This is a genomic window from Leucobacter chromiireducens subsp. solipictus, assembly GCF_016758195.1.
Classification (GTDB): Bacteria; Actinomycetota; Actinomycetes; order Actinomycetales; family Microbacteriaceae; genus Leucobacter; species Leucobacter solipictus.
Genome location: NZ_QYAC01000006.1, coordinates 107,913 through 126,976, shown reverse-complemented (window position 1 = coordinate 126,976; position 19,064 = coordinate 107,913). Strand labels below are relative to the sequence as shown.

Annotated in this window: 14 protein-coding genes and 1 tRNA gene; 9 read left to right on the top strand and 6 right to left on the bottom strand. The window is 69.7% G+C overall.

Annotated features, from left to right (window positions below; genetic code table 11):
• Nucleotides 1–279 precede the first annotated feature (279 nt).
• From D3230_RS11960 to D3230_RS11945, 4 genes are all read left to right on the top strand, one after another.
• Nucleotides 280–1,236 carry an AraC-like ligand-binding domain-containing protein gene (locus tag D3230_RS11960; RefSeq protein WP_202345276.1) on the top strand — a complete coding sequence of 319 codons (957 nt, stop codon included), beginning with the start codon at nt 280–282 and terminating at the stop codon, nt 1,234–1,236.
• Between the two features lie 316 nt (nt 1,237–1,552).
• On the top strand, nt 1,553–3,610 hold the full coding sequence (locus tag D3230_RS11955) for a primary-amine oxidase (RefSeq protein WP_202345275.1): 2,058 nt from the start codon (nt 1,553–1,555) through the stop codon (nt 3,608–3,610).
• A 41-nt stretch (nt 3,611–3,651) separates the two neighbouring features.
• The gene (locus tag D3230_RS11950; protein WP_202345274.1) at nt 3,652–5,061 is read left to right on the top strand and encodes an aldehyde dehydrogenase family protein; all 1,410 of its coding nucleotides are present in this window, start codon (nt 3,652–3,654) and stop codon (nt 5,059–5,061) included.
• A 3-nt stretch (nt 5,062–5,064) separates the two neighbouring features.
• Nucleotides 5,065–5,796, top strand: a complete 732-nt coding sequence (locus tag D3230_RS11945) for a hypothetical protein (protein ID WP_202345273.1) — start codon at nt 5,065–5,067, stop codon at nt 5,794–5,796.
• A gap of 366 nt (nt 5,797–6,162) precedes the next feature.
• On the opposite strand, the gene D3230_RS11940 is transcribed toward D3230_RS11945, so the two are convergent.
• Nucleotides 6,163–6,789 (bottom strand): hypothetical protein, encoded by a 627-nt coding sequence (locus D3230_RS11940; protein WP_202345272.1) that lies wholly within the window; start codon nt 6,787–6,789, stop codon nt 6,163–6,165.
• Nucleotides 6,790–6,866: 77 nt separating this feature from the next.
• A complete protein-coding gene (locus tag D3230_RS11935) occupies nt 6,867–8,369 on the bottom strand; it encodes an APC family permease (RefSeq protein ID WP_202345271.1) in 1,503 nt (500 codons plus the stop codon).
• Nucleotides 8,370–8,479: 110 nt separating this feature from the next.
• Here D3230_RS11935 and D3230_RS11930 point away from each other — a divergent pair, with 110 nt between their 5' ends.
• Nucleotides 8,480–9,655, top strand: a complete 1,176-nt coding sequence (locus D3230_RS11930) for a DmpA family aminopeptidase (RefSeq protein WP_202345270.1) — start codon at nt 8,480–8,482, stop codon at nt 9,653–9,655.
• A 210-nt stretch (nt 9,656–9,865) separates the two neighbouring features.
• Nucleotides 9,866–11,407, top strand: a complete 1,542-nt coding sequence (locus D3230_RS11925; RefSeq protein ID WP_237467477.1) for an APC family permease — start codon at nt 9,866–9,868, stop codon at nt 11,405–11,407.
• Between the two features lie 413 nt (nt 11,408–11,820).
• Here D3230_RS11925 and D3230_RS11920 read toward each other — a convergent pair whose 3' ends face one another.
• From D3230_RS11920 to D3230_RS11910, 3 genes are all read right to left on the bottom strand, one after another.
• Nucleotides 11,821–12,798 (bottom strand): ribose-phosphate diphosphokinase, encoded by a 978-nt coding sequence (locus D3230_RS11920; RefSeq protein ID WP_202345269.1) that lies wholly within the window; start codon nt 12,796–12,798, stop codon nt 11,821–11,823.
• A 45-nt stretch (nt 12,799–12,843) separates the two neighbouring features.
• Nucleotides 12,844–14,280: a bifunctional UDP-N-acetylglucosamine diphosphorylase/glucosamine-1-phosphate N-acetyltransferase GlmU gene (gene glmU, locus D3230_RS11915; protein ID WP_202345268.1), complete on the bottom strand. Its 1,437-nt coding sequence runs from the start codon at nt 14,278–14,280 to the stop codon at nt 12,844–12,846.
• A gap of 72 nt (nt 14,281–14,352) precedes the next feature.
• A tRNA-Gln gene (locus tag D3230_RS11910) sits at nt 14,353–14,424 on the bottom strand.
• Nucleotides 14,425–14,517: 93 nt separating this feature from the next.
• Here D3230_RS11910 and D3230_RS11905 point away from each other — a divergent pair.
• Nucleotides 14,518–15,045, top strand: coding sequence for a MarR family winged helix-turn-helix transcriptional regulator (locus D3230_RS11905; protein WP_202345267.1), 528 nt, complete (start codon nt 14,518–14,520; stop codon nt 15,043–15,045).
• A 171-nt stretch (nt 15,046–15,216) separates the two neighbouring features.
• Here D3230_RS11905 and D3230_RS11900 read toward each other — a convergent pair whose 3' ends face one another.
• Nucleotides 15,217–16,917 carry an amidase gene (locus tag D3230_RS11900; RefSeq protein ID WP_202345266.1) on the bottom strand — a complete coding sequence of 567 codons (1,701 nt, stop codon included), beginning with the start codon at nt 16,915–16,917 and terminating at the stop codon, nt 15,217–15,219.
• A 108-nt stretch (nt 16,918–17,025) separates the two neighbouring features.
• On the opposite strand from D3230_RS11900, the gene D3230_RS11895 reads away from it, so the two are divergent.
• Together D3230_RS11895 and D3230_RS11890 are read left to right on the top strand one after the other, a co-directional pair.
• Complete coding sequence (locus D3230_RS11895) at nt 17,026–17,604, top strand: TetR/AcrR family transcriptional regulator (RefSeq protein WP_202345265.1); 579 nt, start codon at nt 17,026–17,028, stop codon at nt 17,602–17,604.
• A 4-nt stretch (nt 17,605–17,608) separates the two neighbouring features.
• A complete protein-coding gene (locus D3230_RS11890; protein ID WP_202345264.1) occupies nt 17,609–18,973 on the top strand; it encodes a hypothetical protein in 1,365 nt (454 codons plus the stop codon).
• Nucleotides 18,974–19,064 lie beyond the last annotated feature (91 nt).

Sequence of the window (19,064 nt, the reverse complement as noted above, 5' to 3'; positions counted from 1 at the left end):
GCGTCGTTGCCGTCCGGGCGGGCTCGGCGCGACCGTCTCTCGTCGCCGCGAAGCCTGACGCAGATCCTCACACGCGGTGCCGGATCGCGCGCCCGCCCCGGGCCATCGAGCGCGGAGAGACAAGTTCGCCGCGGGTTTTCTACACCGCAGCGCAAGATCGGCAGGCCGTGTGCCACGGGCACCGCGCTTGCCAAGCGGATAGCCGCGCGCCGCAACATGGGCTAAGCTCAGGCGCACACCGCCGACACAGGAGTCCGGGTCCGCCCTGAGGGAACAGCAATGCAGAGTTCACGCACGGCAGCGTCACTGCCAACGCGCACACACGATATCGACGCGTACCAGCGCACCGTTGACGAATCGTTCGTGCCGCTCAGGATCACGCCGACCGGCCCCGGCCCGTTCGCGGGGGCGCTCCGCGGCGTCAACGCCGACGAGGTCGCGTTCACGGAGGTCCGGGCCCGGCCGCAGCTCGTTGAGCGGACGGCCGGGGGCATCGCCCGCGGCGGCGCGGGCTACATCAAGGTGAGTCTGCTGCTCGCCGGATCCGGCGTCCTGATTCAGAACGGTCGCGAGGCCGTGATGCGGCCCGGCGACATCTGCTTCTACGACACCTCGCAGGAGTACTCGCTGCTGTTCGATACCCCGTTCAGCAACCTGATCATGATGTTCCCGAAGCAGCGCCTGGAGTTCCCCGCCGGATTCACCGACTCGCTGACCGCGGTATCGCTCGGCGACCAGCACCCGCTCGCGGATGCGGTGGCCACGTTCATCACCAACGCGGCACCGCACCTGCACGAGCTCACCGCGCCCGCCCGCACCAAGCTCGCGCACACCAGCATCGAACTCCTGAACTCCGCGCTCGCCGCGGTGTTCGACGTCGACGCCCCCACGGTGGACCCGCATCAGGCGCTGCTGCGCGAGATCACGGGCTTCATCCTGGCGCGCCTGCGCTCCCCCTCGCTCTCCCCCGACGAGATCGCCGCGGCGCACTTCATCTCCACCCGTCACCTGCACACGCTGTTCCAGAAGACGGGCACCTCCGTCTCCGCGTGGATCAAGGAGCGCCGGCTCGAAAAATGCCGGGCGGATCTGCTGGATCCCGCGCACGCCGGCACGGGGATTGCCGCGATCGCCGCCTCCTGGGGGTTTCCGGATGCGGCCCACTTCAGCCGGAATTTCCGAGCCGCGTACGGCGTCTCCCCGCGGCAGCTGCGCACGGAGGCGGCCGCGGGGTAGCGGCGAGGCCGGGGCCGGCTCACGGCGGCTGACGGCTCACAGCTCGCGGGTGGCGGCTCACAGCTCGCGGGTGGCGGCTGTCGGAAGCCGTCGGCTGACAGCCGACAGCTGAGGGCAACTGGCGGCTGGCGGCGGTCTGCCGACTGAGCGCTTGCAGGTGGCGCCGGCGCAGGATCCGACACCGACAGTTCCGGAGTCACCTCCTGGCGTGATGCTCTTGACTCCCGGCGCACGAGCGTGCAGAACCGCGCGCCCCGAGGCAGCGTCACCTCGATACTGGGACCATCCGGATCATCAATGAAGAGTGAGGGACCCCATGACGCACGCACCCGACACGACGCACACCCACGGGAAGCGGGTGAGCACGCCCGTCACGGCGATGCATCCCCTCGACCCGCTGAACGAGGCGGAGATTACGGCGGCCCGCCGCGTGATCGAGGCGGCAGGCCTCCTCACCGAGCACGTCCGCGTCGCGATGCTCCTTCTGCAGGAGCCGCCGAAGCCCGAACTCGCGGCGTGGAAGCCGGGTGATCCGATCCCGCGCCGAGTGGTCTTCACACTGCTCGATCGCGCCACCATCGAGCACACCGAGGTGGTGGTGTCCCTCGTCACCGAGCAGATCGAATCCTCCCGAACGCTCCCCACGACCGAAGCCCCCTACGGCCAGGCCGCCGTGCTCATGGAAGAGTTCACGGGCGTCGGCGACATCGTGAAGGCGTCCCCCGAGTGGCGCGCCGCGATGGAGCGCCGCGGCCTGGGCGAGTACATCGACACCGCGTACTGCTCCCCGCTCGCGCCCGGCTACTTCGGCCGGGAGGACGAGCAGGGACGCCGCTTCGTGCGCTCGCTCGTATACCTCACCCCCAACGAGGGCGACAGCCCCTGGGCGCACCCGGTCGAGGGCATGCTGGTGCGGGTCGATCTCACCACGCAGCGCGTCATCGACGTCTTCGACGAGGGCGATGTCCCGACGCCGATGCGCAACGGCAACTACGGCCTCGACGCGCACGGCCCCGCCCGCACCACGCTGAAGCCCATCGACATCACGATGCCGGAGGGGCCGAGCTTTTCCGTCGACGGCAACCGGGTCCGGTGGGAAAACTGGGACCTTCACGTCGGCTTCAACTCCCGCGAGGGCCTCGTCCTGAACAACATCGGCTGGCACCAGGGCGAGGAGCTTCGCCCCATTCTGACCCGCGCCAGCGTGCCCGAGATGGTCGTCCCCTACGGGGACACCGACGAAACCCGGTACTGGATCAGCTACTTCGACGCGGGCGAGTACCTGCTCAGCCGCTGCGCCAACTCCCTCGCGCTCGGCTGCGACTGCCTCGGGGTGATCCACTACTTCGACGGCTTCGTGAACGACGACCACGGGCACGCGGTCAAGATTCCGCAGGTGATCTGCATGCACGAGGAAGATTACGGGATCCAGTGGAAGCACACGAACGACGACGGTGAGACCGAGACCCGTCGCAGCCGCCGCCTGGTCATCAGCTACTTTGCGACGATCGGCAACTACGACTACGGCTTCTTCTGGTACTTCTACCTCGATGGCGCGATCCAGTTCGAGGCCAAGGCCACCGGCATCGTGTTCCCCGGTGCCGGGATCCCGGGCACCCCGAACGCCCACAACACCGAGATCTCCCCCGGGATCTTCACGCCGATCCACCAGCACATCTTCTCCGCGCGGCTCGACGTCGCGATCGACGGCGAAGACAACACGCTGCACGAGATCGAGGCGGTGCAGATTCCCATGGGTCCCGACAACCCCTACGGCAATGCCTTCACCTGGTCGAACACTCAGCTGACGACCGAGCAGGGCGCTCAGCGCCTCGCCAACGGACCGATGAGCCGCGTCTGGCAGGTCGCGAGCGCCCATCGCACGAACATCGTGGGCAAGCCCACCGCGTACTGGCTGATCCCCGAGGAGAAATCGCTGCTCCTCGCGCAGCCGGGGTCGTCTGTGTACGCGCGCGCCGCGTTTGCCACGAAGCACCTGTGGGGCACCCAGTTCGCGGAGGGTGAGCTGTACCCGGCGGGCCTGTACCCGAACCAGAGCTCGGGCTGGGACGGCCTCCCCACCTGGACGAAAGCGGATCGCAGCCTCGACGGCGAAGACATCGTCATGTGGCACTCCTTCGGGCTCACGCACTTCCCGCGCACCGAGGACTGGCCGGTGATGCCCGTGGACTACTCCGGGTTCTGGTTCAAGCCGCAGGGCTTCTTTGATCAGAATCCGACCCTCGATCTGCCCGCCGAATCCCGCTCCTCCTGCGCGATGGACGAGGACGGCTGCTGTTCGAGCGGCGGCTGCGGCTGCTGCGGCGGCGAGCGCTGCGCCTGCGGCAGCCCGAGCTGCGGGTGCGGCAAGTAGCCGTTCCACCCCTACCCAGAGACTGACCGAAAGGATCCCTCATGTTTACCGCTTCCACCCTGCTCGCCGCCATCACCGCGGACGGCCCCGACTCCCGCGAGATCTTCGACCCGGCGACGGGCGAACTGATCGGGCGCGCCCCCGTCAACACCGATGCCGACGTCGACCGGGCCATCGACACCGCGGTCGCCGCGCAGGCATCCTGGGCCGGCCTCAGCAATGACGAGCGCGTGGCGATCCTGCACCGCGCGGCTGACGCGGTCGAGGCGAACGCCGAGGCGCTCGTCGAGATCCTGTCGCGCGAGCAAGGCAAGCCGCTCAACGGCCCGAACGCCCGCTTCGAGGTGGGCGCGTGTGTCACCTGGCTCCGCGTCACCGCCGACACCCCACTGCCCGTGGAGACCGTCATTGACGACGGCGACACCTACGCGGAGATGCACTATCGCCCGCTCGGCACCGTCGGTGCGATCACCCCCTGGAACTGGCCCATGATGATCGCGATCTGGCAGATCGCGCCCTCCCTCCGGATGGGGAACACCGTGGTGCAGAAACCGTCCGAGTACACCCCGCTGTCGGGGCTCGCCCTCGTGCACGTGCTGAACACCGAGCTGCCCGCGGGCGTCCTCACCGCCGTCTCCGGCGGCGGCGAGCTGGGGGCGCGGATCGTCGCGAGCGAGCGCATCGACAAGATCATGTTCACGGGGTCAACCCGTACCGGCAAGCGCATCGTCGAGGCGAGCTCCGGCAACCTGAAACGCCTCACCCTGGAGCTCGGCGGCAACGACGCCGGCATCGTGCTCGACGACGTCGATCCGAAGGCGATCGCCGAGGGCCTGTTCTGGGGCGCGTTCATCAACACGGGACAGACCTGTGCGGCGCTGAAACGGCTCTACGTTCCCAACGCGATCTACGACGAGGTCGTCGCGGCGCTCGCGGAGTTCGCCGCGAATGTCCCCATGGGTGTCGGCCTGTCGGAGGAGAATCTCCTGGGGCCGCTGCAGAACCAGATGCAGTTCGATGTCGTGGATCGCCTGGTCGAGTCGGCGAAGGCGTCCGGTGCCCGCGTCGTCATGGGCGGGACGCCGGATCGGGACGCGACCGGCTTCTTTTACCCGACGACCCTCGTCGCCGACATCGATCCCGCGGCCGCGCTCGTGGTCGAAGAGCAGTTCGGCCCGGCCCTGCCCATCGTGCGGTACACCGACCTCGACGAGGCCGTGCGGCTCGCCAACGCGCTGGACGTGGGCCTCGGCGGCTCCGTGTGGTCCGCGGACAAGAACCGCGCGCGCGAGGTGGCCGCCCGCATTACCGCGGGCACGGTGTGGATCAACTCGCACGGCAGCATCCACCCGGCGGTCCCGTTCGGCGGTGCCAAGCAGTCGGGCTACGGCCAGGAGTTCGGGACCGCCGGGTTGAAGTCGGTGTCGCAGCCGCAGGTCATCCAGGGGTAACCCGTGGGGCTCCTCCCAGGGGTCGTGATGGTCGCCGCCGGGGCGCTCTGCCTCGGCGGCGCCGTCATCGGAAGGCGGTGGATCGGGATCCTGGCCTCGACCGTCATGTTGCTCGCCATGATCGACCTCACCGTGAGCCGGATCGTTGCGCCGGTGCTCTGGGCTGGGGCTCTGATCGCGGCGGCGGTGCTGCTGGGTCTCGGGCTGCGGCGCGACGGTGCGGTGAGGCCGGATTCCACACCGGTTCATGCGGCGGCGGTGCCGGGGGTGGCGGTGCCGGGGCCGGCGGTGCCGGGGGCAGCGGTGCAGGGGCCGGGGCCGGCGGGGCCGGCGGCGGGGCCGGGGCCGGGGGCAGCGGGAACCGTACCAGCGCCGGGGTCTGCGCTGATCCGCCATCCGCGCCTGCCCTCCGCGCGGAAGTCAGCGCCGATTCGGCGGTACGCATGGCTGCCACGCTCGGTGATGGTTGCCGCGGCACTCGCATATCCCGCAACCGCCTGGCTCGTGCTCGGCCACGGCGACGGCGCGGGGTCCTCTCCTGGTGCGGCCGCAGTTCCGGGGCATCACGGTGCGGCGACACTCACCGCGGCACTCCCCCTCGCAGCGGTCGTCATGTTGGTGGCCGCGCTCCTCGGGCTGGGGATGCTCGCCATCCGGGACCGGCGTGCCCTCTCCGCCGCGGAGGCCGGGGGTATGGCCGCAATGCTGCTCGCGATGCTCGCGGGCCACGGCTGAGCGCCCCCACCCATACTGAGCCAATTTATCTCTCCCGAGCAAAATACCGCGGAAAATCGCTCGGTCTGGGGAAAATGCCTCGGGGAGGCTGCCCAGGTGTGCCGGGGCCGGCCACCGGCCACCCGGGCACCGGGCGCCGGCTTCCCGGGCGCACCCAATCCTGGCCGCACTGGCCGGCCGGCTCGCCCAAACTGAGGCAAATTATCTAGGACGATGATAATTCCGCCGAAAACAGCTCGTGTTGGCGAAATTGACTCGGTTTGGGCAGTGGCTTGGGGCCGGAGCCGGGAGCTCGGGGCCGGGAGCTCGGGGCCGGGAGTCCGGGGCCGGGAGTCCGGGGCCGGGAGCTCGGCCCCGGGCGGGCGGCTACGGCCGACTCGCCGCCGCGGGGAGAGCGCCCGGGGCGAGCCCCAGGGCGAGTTCCGCGTAGCTGCGCACCGCGGCGCGGCACTCTTCGCGCGGGGTCCGGTCGCCGATCAACGGGTACAGGTCGTAGGCGTCTTCGAGTGCGACCAGGTTCCGGGAGATCACGCCGGGCGGCGAGGCGAGCGTGAACTCCCCCGTGCCCGCGCCGATCTCGATCAGGGTGCGGTAGAGCATGATCTGGCGTTCCACGAGCGCGCGGTGCGCCGGCCGGTACTCCGGGTGATCGGCCAGGATCGCGACGCTCTCGTAGACGTGCCGCAACTCGTCGCTGATCTCGTCCGGGACGCCAGCCTCGATCATGGCGGCGACCCGGGCCGACGCGCTTTCGGAACGGTCGAGGATCGCCTGCCGCCGCTCCGCGAATTCTTCCATCGCCCCGGCGAGCGCGGTGATCTGCAGCTCGTTCAAACTGCCGAAATAGTGCAGCACGTTCGCGGGGCTCATCGTTGCCTCGGCTGCGACGGCCCGGACGTTGACGCCCCCGCGCGGCCGCGTCCGCGCGACCCGCCAGAAGGCCTGGACGATCTCGTCTCGGCGCTCCAGTCGGCGTCGCGCGGTCGCATTCATGAGGCTCAGCCTAGAGGATCCGGCGCGTCACCGGGGTCGGCCGGATCGAGAACCCACGACCGGCCCCGCATACGGCACTAGCTTCGCTCCTCAGGCAGCGCCTCGACGGGCACCGTGACCGACTCGGTGAGCCCGGCGTAGTATTCGGGGCGGCGCGCCTTGATGACGAGCCCCACGATGATCCCGGCGATGAAGAGGATCGGCGTTGGCAACAGGAGCACCTGATTGATCGGGCCCTCGAGGCCGGTTACGACTTCGAAGTTCGTGACGATCAGGGTGAAGCCGACCACCAGCCCGATCGCACCCAGGATGGGGGCGATGACCACCCGGAAGATGCTGTGGCCGCGGCGATCCCGCAGGAAGTACCACACCACGGCAATCGCCGCGAGCGCCTGCGCGAACACCAGGCCTTGCACCCCCGTCGCGTAGGTCCAGAGCGCAAGCCCGAGGAACGGGTCCGCGCCGAGGATGATCGCGATCAGCACTCCGATCGCGGAGAACACGGAGAGCGTGAGGCTGGCGACCGCCGGCGATTGCGTCCGCGCAGTGGTGCGGCCGAGCGCCCGCGGCAGCAGGCCCTCCCGGCCGAGGGCGAACAGGTAGCGCGTGCTCGCGTTGTGGAAGGACAGCACGCACGCGAAGAAGCTCGTGACGATGAGGATCTTCATCACATAGCTCGCCCAGGCTCCCGCGATCTGCTCGGTGCCGTCGATCACCATCGTCTCGAAGGAGTCGCTCGCGGCGAGCTGCAGGATCCCGTCGACGCCGAAGGCGACGGTGAGAATCCAGAACGTAAAGCCGTAGAACACGGCGAGGAACACCACCGCGATGATCGTGGCGCGCGGCACGGTGCGCTCCGGACGTTTCGCTTCCTCGGCGTAGATCGCGGTGCTCTCGAAGCCGAGGTAGGCGCCGAATCCGACCACAAACAGTGCCCCCGCGGTGGGCGCGAAGAACACGTTGTCCAGGCTGAACGGCGCGGCGCTCCAGGGCTCGGGGCCGCCGTTTGCGATCGTCGCGATCGCGAGCACGAGCAGGATCCCGACCTCCAGCGTGAGCAGGACCGCGAGAACCTTCGCGCCGACGTCGATCTTGCGGTAGCCCAGGAACGCGACGATGGCGACCGCGATCAGTGACCACACACCCCAGGGCAGGTCGATGCCGAGCAGTTCGGCGAAGGTGAACTGGGCGAAGAAGCCGATGAAACCGTAGAAGGAGATCACGAGCGCGATATAGGCGAACACGGTGACCGAGGAGGCTCCGAGTCCGAATGGTTTTCCGAGGCCGCGGGACACGTAGGCGTAAAAGGCCCCGGCGTTGCGCACGCTCTTGGACATCGCGGTGAACCCCAGCGCGAAGAGGATGAGGACGATCCCGCTAAACACCATCGCGCCCGGGGCGCCGAGCCCGCCGAGCCGGAATGAGGTCGCGGCACCGCTCACGACAACGGTGAGCGGCGCGGCCGCGGACACCACGAAGAAGATGATGTCCCAGGTGCCGAGGCGGCCGGCGGCGAGCTGGGTGGAGCTCGCCGCCGACCCCACGTCGGAGGAAATCGGTGGTGCGGGTGAGCTGGACATACGGACTCCTTTGTCTCTCCACGAGATCCGGGTAATGTTTGAACAACGATCGAATTTCACCGCGGAACTTTTGTGTTCCGTAGTTTAGGCACGAGTGAACGGATAGAACAATGTTCAATGATGAACGCCGCACCCCCGCACCACGGGCTCGCGAGCTCGGTGTCCCCTTCGACGGCACTCCGGGGGCCTGGAACGCGATCACCGATGTGCCCGGCCTCGAGGTGGGGTTCGTCACACTCATCGAGGACTCCCCCGTCACTGTCCGCACCGGCGTCACGGCGATCCTGCCGCGCGGCCGCGAACGAGCGGGCAGCCCCTGCGCCGCGGGCGTCGCGGTCTTGAACGGCAATGGCGAACTCACCGGCCGCAGCTGGATCGAGGAGTCCGGGCAGCTCCAGGCCCCGATTGCGCTCACCAACTCGCACGCCGTCGGCGCCGTGCATCGCGGCGTGGACGCGTGGATGGCCGAGCATCACCCGGAGAGCGCCGCCGCCTGGATGCTCCCCGTGGTGGGCGAGACCTGGGACGGCTACCTGAACTCCATCAACGCGAACACGGTCCACCCCGAGCACGCGGCGCGCGCCCTGGACGACGCGCGCGGGGGGCCGCTGGCGGAGGGCAATGTCGGGGGCGGCACGGGCATGAATTGCTACGGCTTCAAGGGCGGCACGGGCACCGCCTCGCGCGTGGTCCGCTCCGGGTCGCAGCACTGGACCGTCGGCGTCCTCCTCCAGGCAAACTTCGGTTCCCGCACCGAGCTTCGCGTGCAGGGCCGCCCACTCGGGCGGGAATCGCAGGTCCCCAATCCGATGGAGACCGAGAACTGGTTCCAGCTGGATCTGCAGGGTGCCGGATCCGGCACCGCAGAACCCGGCAGCTTGCCGGTCGCACGCGCCACCCCGGGCGCGGGCAGCGTGATCGTGATCGTCGCGACGGACGCCCCCCTGCTCCCCGACCAGTGCCGCGCCCTCGCTCGCCGTGTGCCACTCGGGCTGGCGCGCACGGGGACCACCGGCAGCCATTTCTCGGGCGACATCTTCCTGGCATTCTCGACCGCCAACGTGGGTGGGCTCGGCTCGCGCATGGGGTCCGATGCGGTGATCACCGAGTCCGTGGAGCATGTCGCATGGGGCAGCATCGACCCGTTCTTCGCCGCTGTTGTCGAGGCCACCGAGGAGGCCGTGGTGAACGCGCTGGTCGCGGCGCGTGACACGGTCGGCCGTGCCGGACACACGAGTTTTGCGCTCCCACACGGAGAGGTGCGCGCGGCATTCGGCGGCAATTAGCGCGATTCCACTCAGCCCTCACCACCGAGGCACTCAGCTGCACGCACTGTCCATTTGGATAGCCGTGCGCGCGCGGTCATGTCCCGTGCGCGCACGGCACAGCTTCTCGCTTCACCTCCCCCGTTCCCGTACCTAGACTCAAGTCGCATGTGCTGCCAGCAAGGGTCGCTGGCAAGGTCGGCAACGCCGCAAGACCGGGAGGGAATCCACATGACCACCACCGCTTCAACGCCCGAGGCCGGACAGGCTCCGGGCCTCAGTCGTCGCACGCTCGGCGTGCCGGCCATCACCCTGATGATCATCGCCGCGTCCGCGCCGCTCACCGTCGTGGCGGGCGGCGTCACCACGTCCTTCGCGGTCACCAAGTCGCTGGGTGTGCCCCTCGGCTTCCTCCTCATCGCCGTGATCCTCACCGTCTTCGCGGTCGGCTTCACCGCGATGGGCCGCCACATTACGAACGCGGGCGCGTTCTACGCCTACGTGTCGCAGGGCCTGAGCCGACCCCTCGGCGTCGGGGCCTCGCTGATCGCCCTCGTGTCCTACAACGCCATGCAGATCGGCATCTACGGTCTCTTCGGCTTCCAGCTCTCCATGTTCCTCGAGGCGAAGTTCGGCTTCGCCTCGCCGTGGTGGCTCTGGATCCTGCTCTGCATCGTCGTCGTGGGCGTGCTCGGCGTCAACCGAGTGGATCTCTCCGCGAAGGTGCTCGGCATCCTGGTCGGGCTCGAGTTCCTCGTGGTCATCATCTTCGACATCGTCGCGATCGCCGCGGCTCCCGAGGGCGTCTCGACCGCGACCCTCAACCCGAGCGCCCTGTTCGGCCCGTCGCTCGGCATCATCCTCGTGTTCGGCGTCGCCGCCTTCATGGGCTTCGAGGGTGCCGCGATCTACGGCGAGGAAGCCAAGGACCCGAAGCGGACCGTGCCGCGCGCAACCTACGCCGCGGTCGCCATCATTGGCGTCTTCTACGCGTTCAGCGCGTGGGCGTTCTCCGTGGGCATCGGGCCCTCCGAGATCGTCGCGTCGTCGCAGGAGTTCGGCCCCGATCTCATGTTCGTGTTCATGACCGACCATGTAGGGGTACTGTTCTCCGACATCATGACGCTGCTGTTCCTGACGAGCCTCTTCGCCGCGCAGCAGTCGTTCCACAACGCGGTCGCGCGCTACTTCTTCTCCCTCGGACGCGAGGGGGTGCTCCCCGCGTGGTTTGGACGCACCAGCCGCGCCGGTGCCCCGTGGGCTGGCTCGGTCGCGCAGACCATCATCGCGCTCGTGGTGGTGATCGGTTTCGCGCTCGCGGCGGATGCCTTCGGCGGTGCCGCGGCGCTCGGGGACGCCGCATTCCTCTACCCGGTGCTGACCATGTTCACCTGGCTCACGAACACCGGCGCGATGGGGCTCGTGCTCCTCATGGCAGTGATCGCCGCCGCCGTGATCGGCTTCTTCCGGCGGAACCGTCGGGGCCTCAGCGTGTGGACCACCGTGGTCGCTCCGCTCGTGTCTGGCATCGCGCTGCTCTGGGTGTTCGTCATGATCCTGATGAACTTCCAGCTGATGCTCGACCAGGACGAGCCCAGCGCGTCCACCTTCGTGCTTCCGGGGCTCATCTTCGCGGCCGGTATTATCGGCGTGATCTGGGCGTTGGCGATCAAGGCGCGAAAGCCCGCGACCTACGCGCAGATCGGGCACGGTACCGAGCCCGGCGCGTACGGCACGGAGCTTGTCGATGTCGTGGAGCTCGAACGCCCGTAGCGGGTACTCACGTACGGCCCCGCCTCCCCGCACCGCGCGGGAGGCGGGGCCGTCGACATTTCTGCGCGCCCCGGGATCCGGGATCCGGCGTACGCCCCAGCCCCAGCACCACCCCAGCCCCGGTGCCACCCCACCCCCGATCCCCCACCGAAACCGAGTCAAATTATCTGGACCGACCCAAATGCGGCAGAAAATGGCTCCCGCTGGATAAATTGCGTCGGTTGAGATGCAGCCGGGCGGCAGCGGCAGGCGCCGGGCGGCAGCGGCAGGCGGCAGCGGCAGGGCCGGGCGGCCGGGCCGGCGCGCCGGACCGCGGGGCCCGAAAACGACGACACCTCCCGGCCGGGCCAACGCAGGGCGTCGGGTCCCGTCCGGGAGGTGGCGTGCGCGGCGCGGGGCCGCGGCCGAGGCGCTTAGGCGGCGCCCTCGAACATCGAGGTCACGGAGCCGTCCTCGAAGACCTCGTGGATCGCCTTCGCGAGCAGCGGTGCGATCGAGAGCACGGTGAGCTTGTCGAAGCGCTTCTCCTCGGGCACCGGCAGCGTGTCGGTGACGACGACCTGGTCGATGAAGTCCGCGGAGAGGTGCGTGGTCGCCTGGCCGGAGAAGATCGCGTGGGTGGCGGCGATGGTCACGCCGCGCGCACCCGCCTCCTTGAGCGCCATCGCGGCCTTCGAGATCGTGCCGCCCGTGTCGATCATGTCGTCGACCATGACGCACCACCGGTCCTTCACATCGCCCACGATGCCGTGCACCGAGGCCTGGTTGGCCACCGACGGGTCGCGGCGCTTGTGGATGATCGCGAGCGGGGCACCGAGGCGGTCGCTACACACGTCGGCGACGCGCACACGGCCCATGTCGGGCGAGACGACGGTGAGGTCGTCACGGTTCAGGTGCTTCTCGAAGTGATCGAGCAGCACGGGCATCGCGAAGAGGTGATCGAGCGGGCCGTCGAAGAAGCCCTGGATCTGCGGGGCGTGCAGGTCGACCGACATGATGCGGTCCGCGCCGGCGGTCTTGAAGAGGTCCGCGACCAGGCGTGCCGAGATCGGCTCGCGGCCGCGTCCCTTCTTGTCCTGACGCGAGTAGGGGTAGAACGGCGCCACGACGGTGATCCGCTTCGCCGAGGCGCGCTTCAGCGCATCGACGATGATGAGCTGCTCCATGAGCCACTCGTTGATCGGGTTCGTGTGCGACTGGATGACGAAGGCGTCGGATCCGCGCACGCTCTCGTCGAACCGCGCGTACAGCTCACCGTTGGCGAAGGTGCGTGCGTCGGTCGGAACGAGCTCGGCGCCGAGTTCGGCGGCCACCTGCTCGGCGAGCTCGGGGTATGCCCGGCCCGAAATCAAGACGAGCTTCTTCTGCCCCGCCATCTCGATCGTGCTCATCAGTGCTGATTCGTCCTCACTCGTTGTTCTCCCGCGGTTCCGCGCTTATTCGGCGTTCGCGCGACCGGAGCGTTCAGCCGCGTCCGCGGTGCTCGTCCCCGGCCGATGCTCGGCCACCCATCCCTCGATGTTGCGCTGCGGCGCTACGTTCAGCGCCAGCGCCCCCGAGGGAACGTTCTTCCGGACGACCGTACCCGCTGCCGTGTAGGTCCCGTCTGCAATGGTAACGGGCGCGATCAGGACGTTCTTTGACCCCACGCGCACCCCATCTCCCACCGTTGCCTGATGCTTCTGCACGCCATCGTAATTGGCAAAGATGGTTCCCGCACCGATATTGCTGTCGGTCCCGATCGTCGCGTCGCCCACGTAGCTGAGGTGCGGCACCTTGCTGCCGTCGCCGATCTTCGCGTTCTTCGCCTCGACGAAGGCCCCGATCTTGCCGCCGGCACCGAGCTCGGTGCCGGGCCGGATGTAGGCGAAGGGTCCCACGGTTGCCGCTGCCGCGATGACCGCGAGGCTCGCCTCGCTGCGTCGGATGTGCGCCCCCTCGCCGACCTCGCAGTCGGTCAGGGTGGTGTCCGGTCCGATGATCGCGTTCGCCGCGATCGTGGTCGCACCGTGCAGGAACGTGCCGGGGAGGATCTCCACGTCGGCGGCGATGGAGACGTCCGCGTCGATCCACGTGGTCGCCGGATCCTGGATCGTGACACCCGCCCGGAGGTGCTCGCGCACGATCCGCGCGTTGAGCTCCCGGCCGGCCTGCACGAGCTGGGCGCGGTCGTTGACGCCCGCGATCAGCCACGGGTCGTTGGTCGCGATCGCCTCAACCCGGCCACCCTCGGCGAGGATCCGCGCGGCGGCGTCGGTCAGGTACTTCTCGCCCTGTGCGTTGTTGGTGTCGATCTGCGCGAGGGCGTCCTGCAGCGCGCGGCGGGCGAACACGTAGATGCCGCCGTTGATCTCGGTGATGCGGCGCTGGGCTTCGTCGGCGTCCTTCTCCTCGACGATGCCGGTGACGGCGCCCTCGGGCGAGCGCAGGATCCGGCCGAGCCCCGTGGGGTTCTCGAACACCGCGGACAGCATCGTCATGGCGCGGGCACCCTCGAGGTGGCCGCCGACGAGACGCTCAAGCGTGGCGGTGTCCACGAGCGGCACGTCGCCGGACAGCACGACCACGGTGCCGTCGAAGTCCTCGGGGAGGGCTTCCAGCGCTTGCTCCACGGCGCGACCCGTTCCGGGCGTCGCGTCCTGGTCCACGATCGTGGTGTCGGGCGCGTGATCGAGGATATGCTCGGCAACACGGTCACGGTCGTGGCGCACCACGGCGAGCACACGCTGGGGCTGCAAGCCGGCCGCCGTGTCGAGCACGTGAGCGATGAGCGAGCGTCCGCCGATGGGATGCAGCACCTTCGGGAGCGAAGACTTCATGCGTGTTCCCTGGCCCGCGGCGAGGATCACGACCGCGAGTGAGCGTTCTGCCATGTGCATTCCCTTTCTCCGGACGCGAGGCCCATTCTGCGGCAACAGCCACGGGTTTCCCCGCCCGCCGCGTTGTTCCGCCTCCAGGATTCGAACCTAGACTTCACAGCTCCAAAGGCTGTCGTGCTGCCATTACACTAAGGCGGACCGTGCCAGTTCAGCACGGATACATTCTGTCAGACTCCGGGACCTCTCGCGTACGCTCACAATATTTGGCGGCGCGGACGCGATAATGGATGGATGAAGCACGAAGACGAGGTCGATCGGATCATCGCGGACTGGAGCGCCGCGCGCCCCGATCTGGACCTAACGCCGCTCGCCATCTTTTCGCGGCTGTGGCGGATCACCAAGCACCTCGACCGCGCCCGCGCGCACGCCTTTGACCGTTCCGGCCTCGCCTCCTGGGAGTTCGACGTGCTCGCCGTGCTGCGTCGCGGCGGCGAGCCTTTCCGGCAGAGCCCCAAGGTGCTGGTCCAGCAGACCATGGTCTCGAGTGGCACCATGACCAACCGGATCGACCGGATGGTGGATCGGGGGCTCGTGCAGCGGCTCACGGACCCGAATGACGGCCGCGGGGTGCTCGTGGAGATGACGCCGCTCGGGCTCACGCTCGTCGACGCGGCGATGACCCGGCTGAGCGATTCCGAGGAGCGCTTGCTCGGCGGGATCCCCCGATCCGAGCGGGAACGGCTCTCGGTGCTGCTGCGACGCCTCGCACTCAGCGTGGACCGCTTCGAGCCGGAGACCGTGCCCGTCGACGACGACTAACTGCCGCTCCACACGAGCACCGAAGGGTGAGGGGGACCGGCTTCGCGCGAGCTGAAGCCGGTCCCCCTCACCCTTCGACGTGTGGCGGGGCCCGGACCCTGGGGACCCGAGGCTCGGAGCACCGGATGCCCCGGACTACGGAGGCCCGAACCCCGGCGCCCGGACCCCGAATTAGCGGGAGACCCGATCCTCCGGGAGGGCGGGCGTCGCGGCCGGGACCTCGCGCAGCGAACCGGGGATTTCGAACGCGGCCGCATAGCCCAGCAGCGCGGGATCGGCGTAGGCGGCACCCGCAAAGGTCAGCCCGATCGGCATCCCGATGTCGCTCATGGTGCCCATCGGGACGGTGACCGTGGGAATGCCGAGGTGCCGCAGCGCGTAGTTGCCGTTGGAGAAGAACACGCCGTTCGACCAGGCGTGATCGGCCGCGGCGGGATCCCGCTCCGCGTCCTCACGCCCCACGTCGGCGTTTGCCGGGAACACGACGCCGTCGAACCCTTCCTCGCGCAGCCAGCGCTCGAAGAGATCCTCGCGCAGTCGCACGAGCGCCCGCAGGCCGTCGGCGAAGTCGGCGCGCTGGCGGGGATCCGGCACGCCGCCCTCGACCTGGGCCATGGCGACCGTCGCCCGGTAGCGGTTCGGGTAGTCCTCGACCTCCTCGTAGCGGTCGGGCAGCGTGCCCTCAGGCTGCGGGAAGATCTGATCGGGATCGACGGCCCCGAGGTTCGGGATCGCCGGATCACCGTTGGCCCGCAGGAAGTCGTCCCAGCCGAACGCGAGGAAGTCGGTGAACTCGGTGTCCATCCAGCCGTCGGGGAGCACGCCCAGCGCGCCGACGTTCTCCTGGCCGGGGCGGTCGCCCTCGTACTGCTCGATCAGCGGGAAGCCCGTCACGACGAGCTCGGCGCCGAGCGATTCGAGCCGCTCGCGCGCCACGGCAAAGCGCTCCAGCACCGAAGGCCGCACCGCGATCGGGAAGCGCGGGTCCTCGCCGAGGTACATCGCGGGCACCGCGAAACGCTTGCCACGCAGCGCCTCGGGGTCGGCGAGGTCGCGGTAGCTCTCCGGTCGGTGCGCTGATGGCAGCGGCAGCTCGACGGTGTCCTGGTTGCGCCAGAAATCGCCGCGCGTGTTCGCGTCGTCCTGCACGAGCACGTCCAGCAGGCGGAGCATGTCGGGCATGGTGCGAGTGTGCGGCACGACGACGTCGCGGGCGGGGAACAGCGGCCAGTTTCCGCGGATCGAGAGGATGCCCCAGGACGGCGTGTAGGCGCACAGGCTGTTGTTCGAGGCCGGACTGCGGCCGGAGGACACGGTCTCCTCCCCCATCCCGAACACGGCGAGGTTCGCGGCGGTGGCGACGCCGGAGCCGTTGGAGGATCCGGACGCGTAGGCGGCGGCGAGGTAGTCCCGGTTGTAGGGGCTCTCGGCGCGGCCGTAGACGCCGCGTTGCATGCCGCCGTCGGCCATCGGGGGCATGTTCGTCTTGCCGAGGAGCACCGCCCCCGCCTCGAGCAGTTGCTCGACCGAGAACGCGTCCCACTGCGCGACCAGGGTCTGGAACGCGGGCGAGCCGGAGGCGACCGTGAGCCCCGTGACCATGTACGAGTCTTTCACCGTGAAGGGCACGCCCTCGAGCGCGCGTGCCTCGCCCGCGGCCCACCGGCGGTCGGACTCGGCGGCTGCGGCGAGCGCGCCGGGGTTTGGCACGATGATCGCGTGCAGCCCCTCGGGGCCCTGGTCGTAGGCGGCGGCGCGGGCGAGGTAGCGCTCCGTGAGCCAGACGCTGGTGATCTCGCCGGCATTGAGGGCGGCGAGCACGTCGTCGATGCTCGCTTCCATCAGCTCGAATTGCGCAGTGGTGTCGTTCATTCCGCTCCTCATGTCAGCCCCGACTCGGGTATCCTGAAAATAGTTTCAGTTTTTTGCCGCGCGGTGTCAAGCTCGCCGCGCCCCGGCGCCCACCCGAGAGGAGCCGACATGGCCGAGGACACCCGCGCACGGATCCTCGCGGCCTGCGCCGCGGTGATCGCCCGGGGCGGTCTCGCCCGTTTCCGCATGAGCGAGGTCGCACGCGAGGCCGGCGTCTCGATCGGGCTGCTCGCCTACCACTTCGGCGATCGCGACGGGCTCCTCCAGGCCGCCCTCGACGAGGTCACGGCCAGCGCCACACGGCGCGCGGAGCTCGTACCCGAGACCCGGACCCCGGCCGCCCGGCTCGCGGCGCTGCTGTGCTCCGAGTTCGGTGACGAGCGTGAGATCCGCGCCGGATCCACCGTGTGGAACGAGGTCCGCGCCGCCGCGGTCTTCGACGCCAGCCGGGCCGCCGCCGTGGCCCGCTCGACGGGCGCGTGGGAGGCCGACGTCGCGGCGCTCGTCGCCGCGGCGGTCCCGAGCCTCGACGCCACCGCCACGGCGCTCACGCTCACCGCCCTCGTCGAGGGGCTCTCCGGCCGCTGGCTCACCGGACAGCTTTCCGCGACGCAGGCGCAGGCGGCCGTGCGCGGGGCACTCGCCGGGCTGGGGCTCGGCCCGGAGTCCCCTGCTGTGCCAAGCTAAGGGCGTGACCGTTCGCGTGGGATTCATCGGCTCGGCGCACTCTGTGGCCCGGCTGGCCGGGACGGAGGCGCTCCTGCCGGGCGTCGCGCTGCGCTGCTATGCCTACGCGGACCCGCACGACACCGCGGCCCAGTACGCGGCGGCGCTCGCGGAGAACGACGCCGTCTGCTTCTCGGGCACGATCTCGCACTACCACCGCGATCGCGCACTCGACGGGGAGACCCCCGTCCTGGTGGGTCGCTTTTCCGACTACACCCTCGTCGCGTCGCTGCTCGCCGCCACCGCGGGCAGCGCGCTCACGATCGCCGAGCTTTCGCTCGACATGCCGAACCCCGACGTCCCGGCCACCGTCGCGGCGGACACCGGCATCGCGCTCGATCCGGCGCAGGTGACCGATTACCGCTGGGTCTACGAGTCGCGGTACTCCCGCCCCGTCGACGTCGACGCCCTCGTGGCCTTCCACGAGACCCGGGCGGCCAGCGCGGGTGCCAAGCTCGCGATCACGAGCGTGCACGCCGTCTACGACCGGCTGAGCGCTGCCGGGTACCCGGCGATGTTCATGGTCGATTCCCTGCAGCGCGATCTCGATCTCATCCGCACCGCGCAGCAGCGCGTCTCGGTGCGGCGCCTCGAGGGCGGCCTGCTCGCGGTCATCACCCTCACCTCGATGCCCCCGGCGGACGCCCCGGTCACGGCGCTCCGCGCCCAGCTCGCCGCCCGCCTGGGGCGCTTCGCCACCCCCGTGCAGCACCGACTGGCCAGCTGGCAGCGCGGCGGGCTCGACATGTTCACCACCACGCGCGGCGCCCTCGACGCGGAGCTTCCCGCGATCCTGGCGGAACTCGGCGACCCCGCGGTGCCCGGCGAGCTCGCCCTCGGGGCCGGCGTAGGACGCCACCTCTATGAGGCGGAAGACCGGGCGCTGCAGGCGCTGCGGCGCGCGATCGCCGACGCCGGGACCGCCGCCTATCTCGTGGACGAGGACGCGCGGGTGCACAGCCTGCGCAACGCTGCGGAGCCCGCCACGGACTCCCGGCACACGGCCCCCTGGCTCGTCGAGCTCGCCGCCCGGGCCGGCATGCAGGCGCGCTCGGTCACGCGGCTCCTCGGGTTCCTCGCGACGCGGGACTTCTCCCCGTTCACCGCGGGCGAGTGGGCGGTCGCGAGCCAGACGTCGCCGCGTACCGCTGAGCGCACCGTGCGCAAGCTCCTCGATGCGGGCGCGCTTGCCGCCGTCGGGCAGGAGCAACCGCTCGACGCGGGGCGGCCGCGCACCATTTACGCGCTCTCCGACGAGCTCGAGCGCGCGGCTCGGCAGCATCGGAACACCCTCGCCGAGGGTGCCGCGCTCCCCGGCACCGGGGCGTGATCGGCGCGCCCGACCCCAGCATTCCCGCGCTCAGCGCCGACACACCCCCGGCTCCAGCCGGTCTCTGGGGTGCGACAGGAAGCCCGGGGTG

Coding starts and splice junctions, on each gene's coding strand:
- D3230_RS11960 (WP_202345276.1), top strand. CDS start 280: ATGCAGAGTTCACGCACGGCAGCGTCACTGCCAACGCGCACACACGAT.
- D3230_RS11955 (WP_202345275.1), top strand. CDS start 1,553: ATGACGCACGCACCCGACACGACGCACACCCACGGGAAGCGGGTGAGC.
- D3230_RS11950 (WP_202345274.1), top strand. CDS start 3,652: ATGTTTACCGCTTCCACCCTGCTCGCCGCCATCACCGCGGACGGCCCC.
- D3230_RS11940 (WP_202345272.1), bottom strand. CDS start 6,789: ATGAATGCGACCGCGCGACGCCGACTGGAGCGCCGAGACGAGATCGTC.
- D3230_RS11935 (WP_202345271.1), bottom strand. CDS start 8,369: ATGTCCAGCTCACCCGCACCACCGATTTCCTCCGACGTGGGGTCGGCG.
- D3230_RS11930 (WP_202345270.1), top strand. CDS start 8,480: ATGTTCAATGATGAACGCCGCACCCCCGCACCACGGGCTCGCGAGCTC.
- D3230_RS11925 (WP_237467477.1), top strand. CDS start 9,866: ATGACCACCACCGCTTCAACGCCCGAGGCCGGACAGGCTCCGGGCCTC.
- D3230_RS11920 (WP_202345269.1), bottom strand. CDS start 12,798: ATGAGCACGATCGAGATGGCGGGGCAGAAGAAGCTCGTCTTGATTTCG.
- glmU (WP_202345268.1), bottom strand. CDS start 14,280: ATGGCAGAACGCTCACTCGCGGTCGTGATCCTCGCCGCGGGCCAGGGA.
- D3230_RS11905 (WP_202345267.1), top strand. CDS start 14,518: ATGAAGCACGAAGACGAGGTCGATCGGATCATCGCGGACTGGAGCGCC.
- D3230_RS11900 (WP_202345266.1), bottom strand. CDS start 16,917: ATGAACGACACCACTGCGCAATTCGAGCTGATGGAAGCGAGCATCGAC.
- D3230_RS11895 (WP_202345265.1), top strand. CDS start 17,026: ATGGCCGAGGACACCCGCGCACGGATCCTCGCGGCCTGCGCCGCGGTG.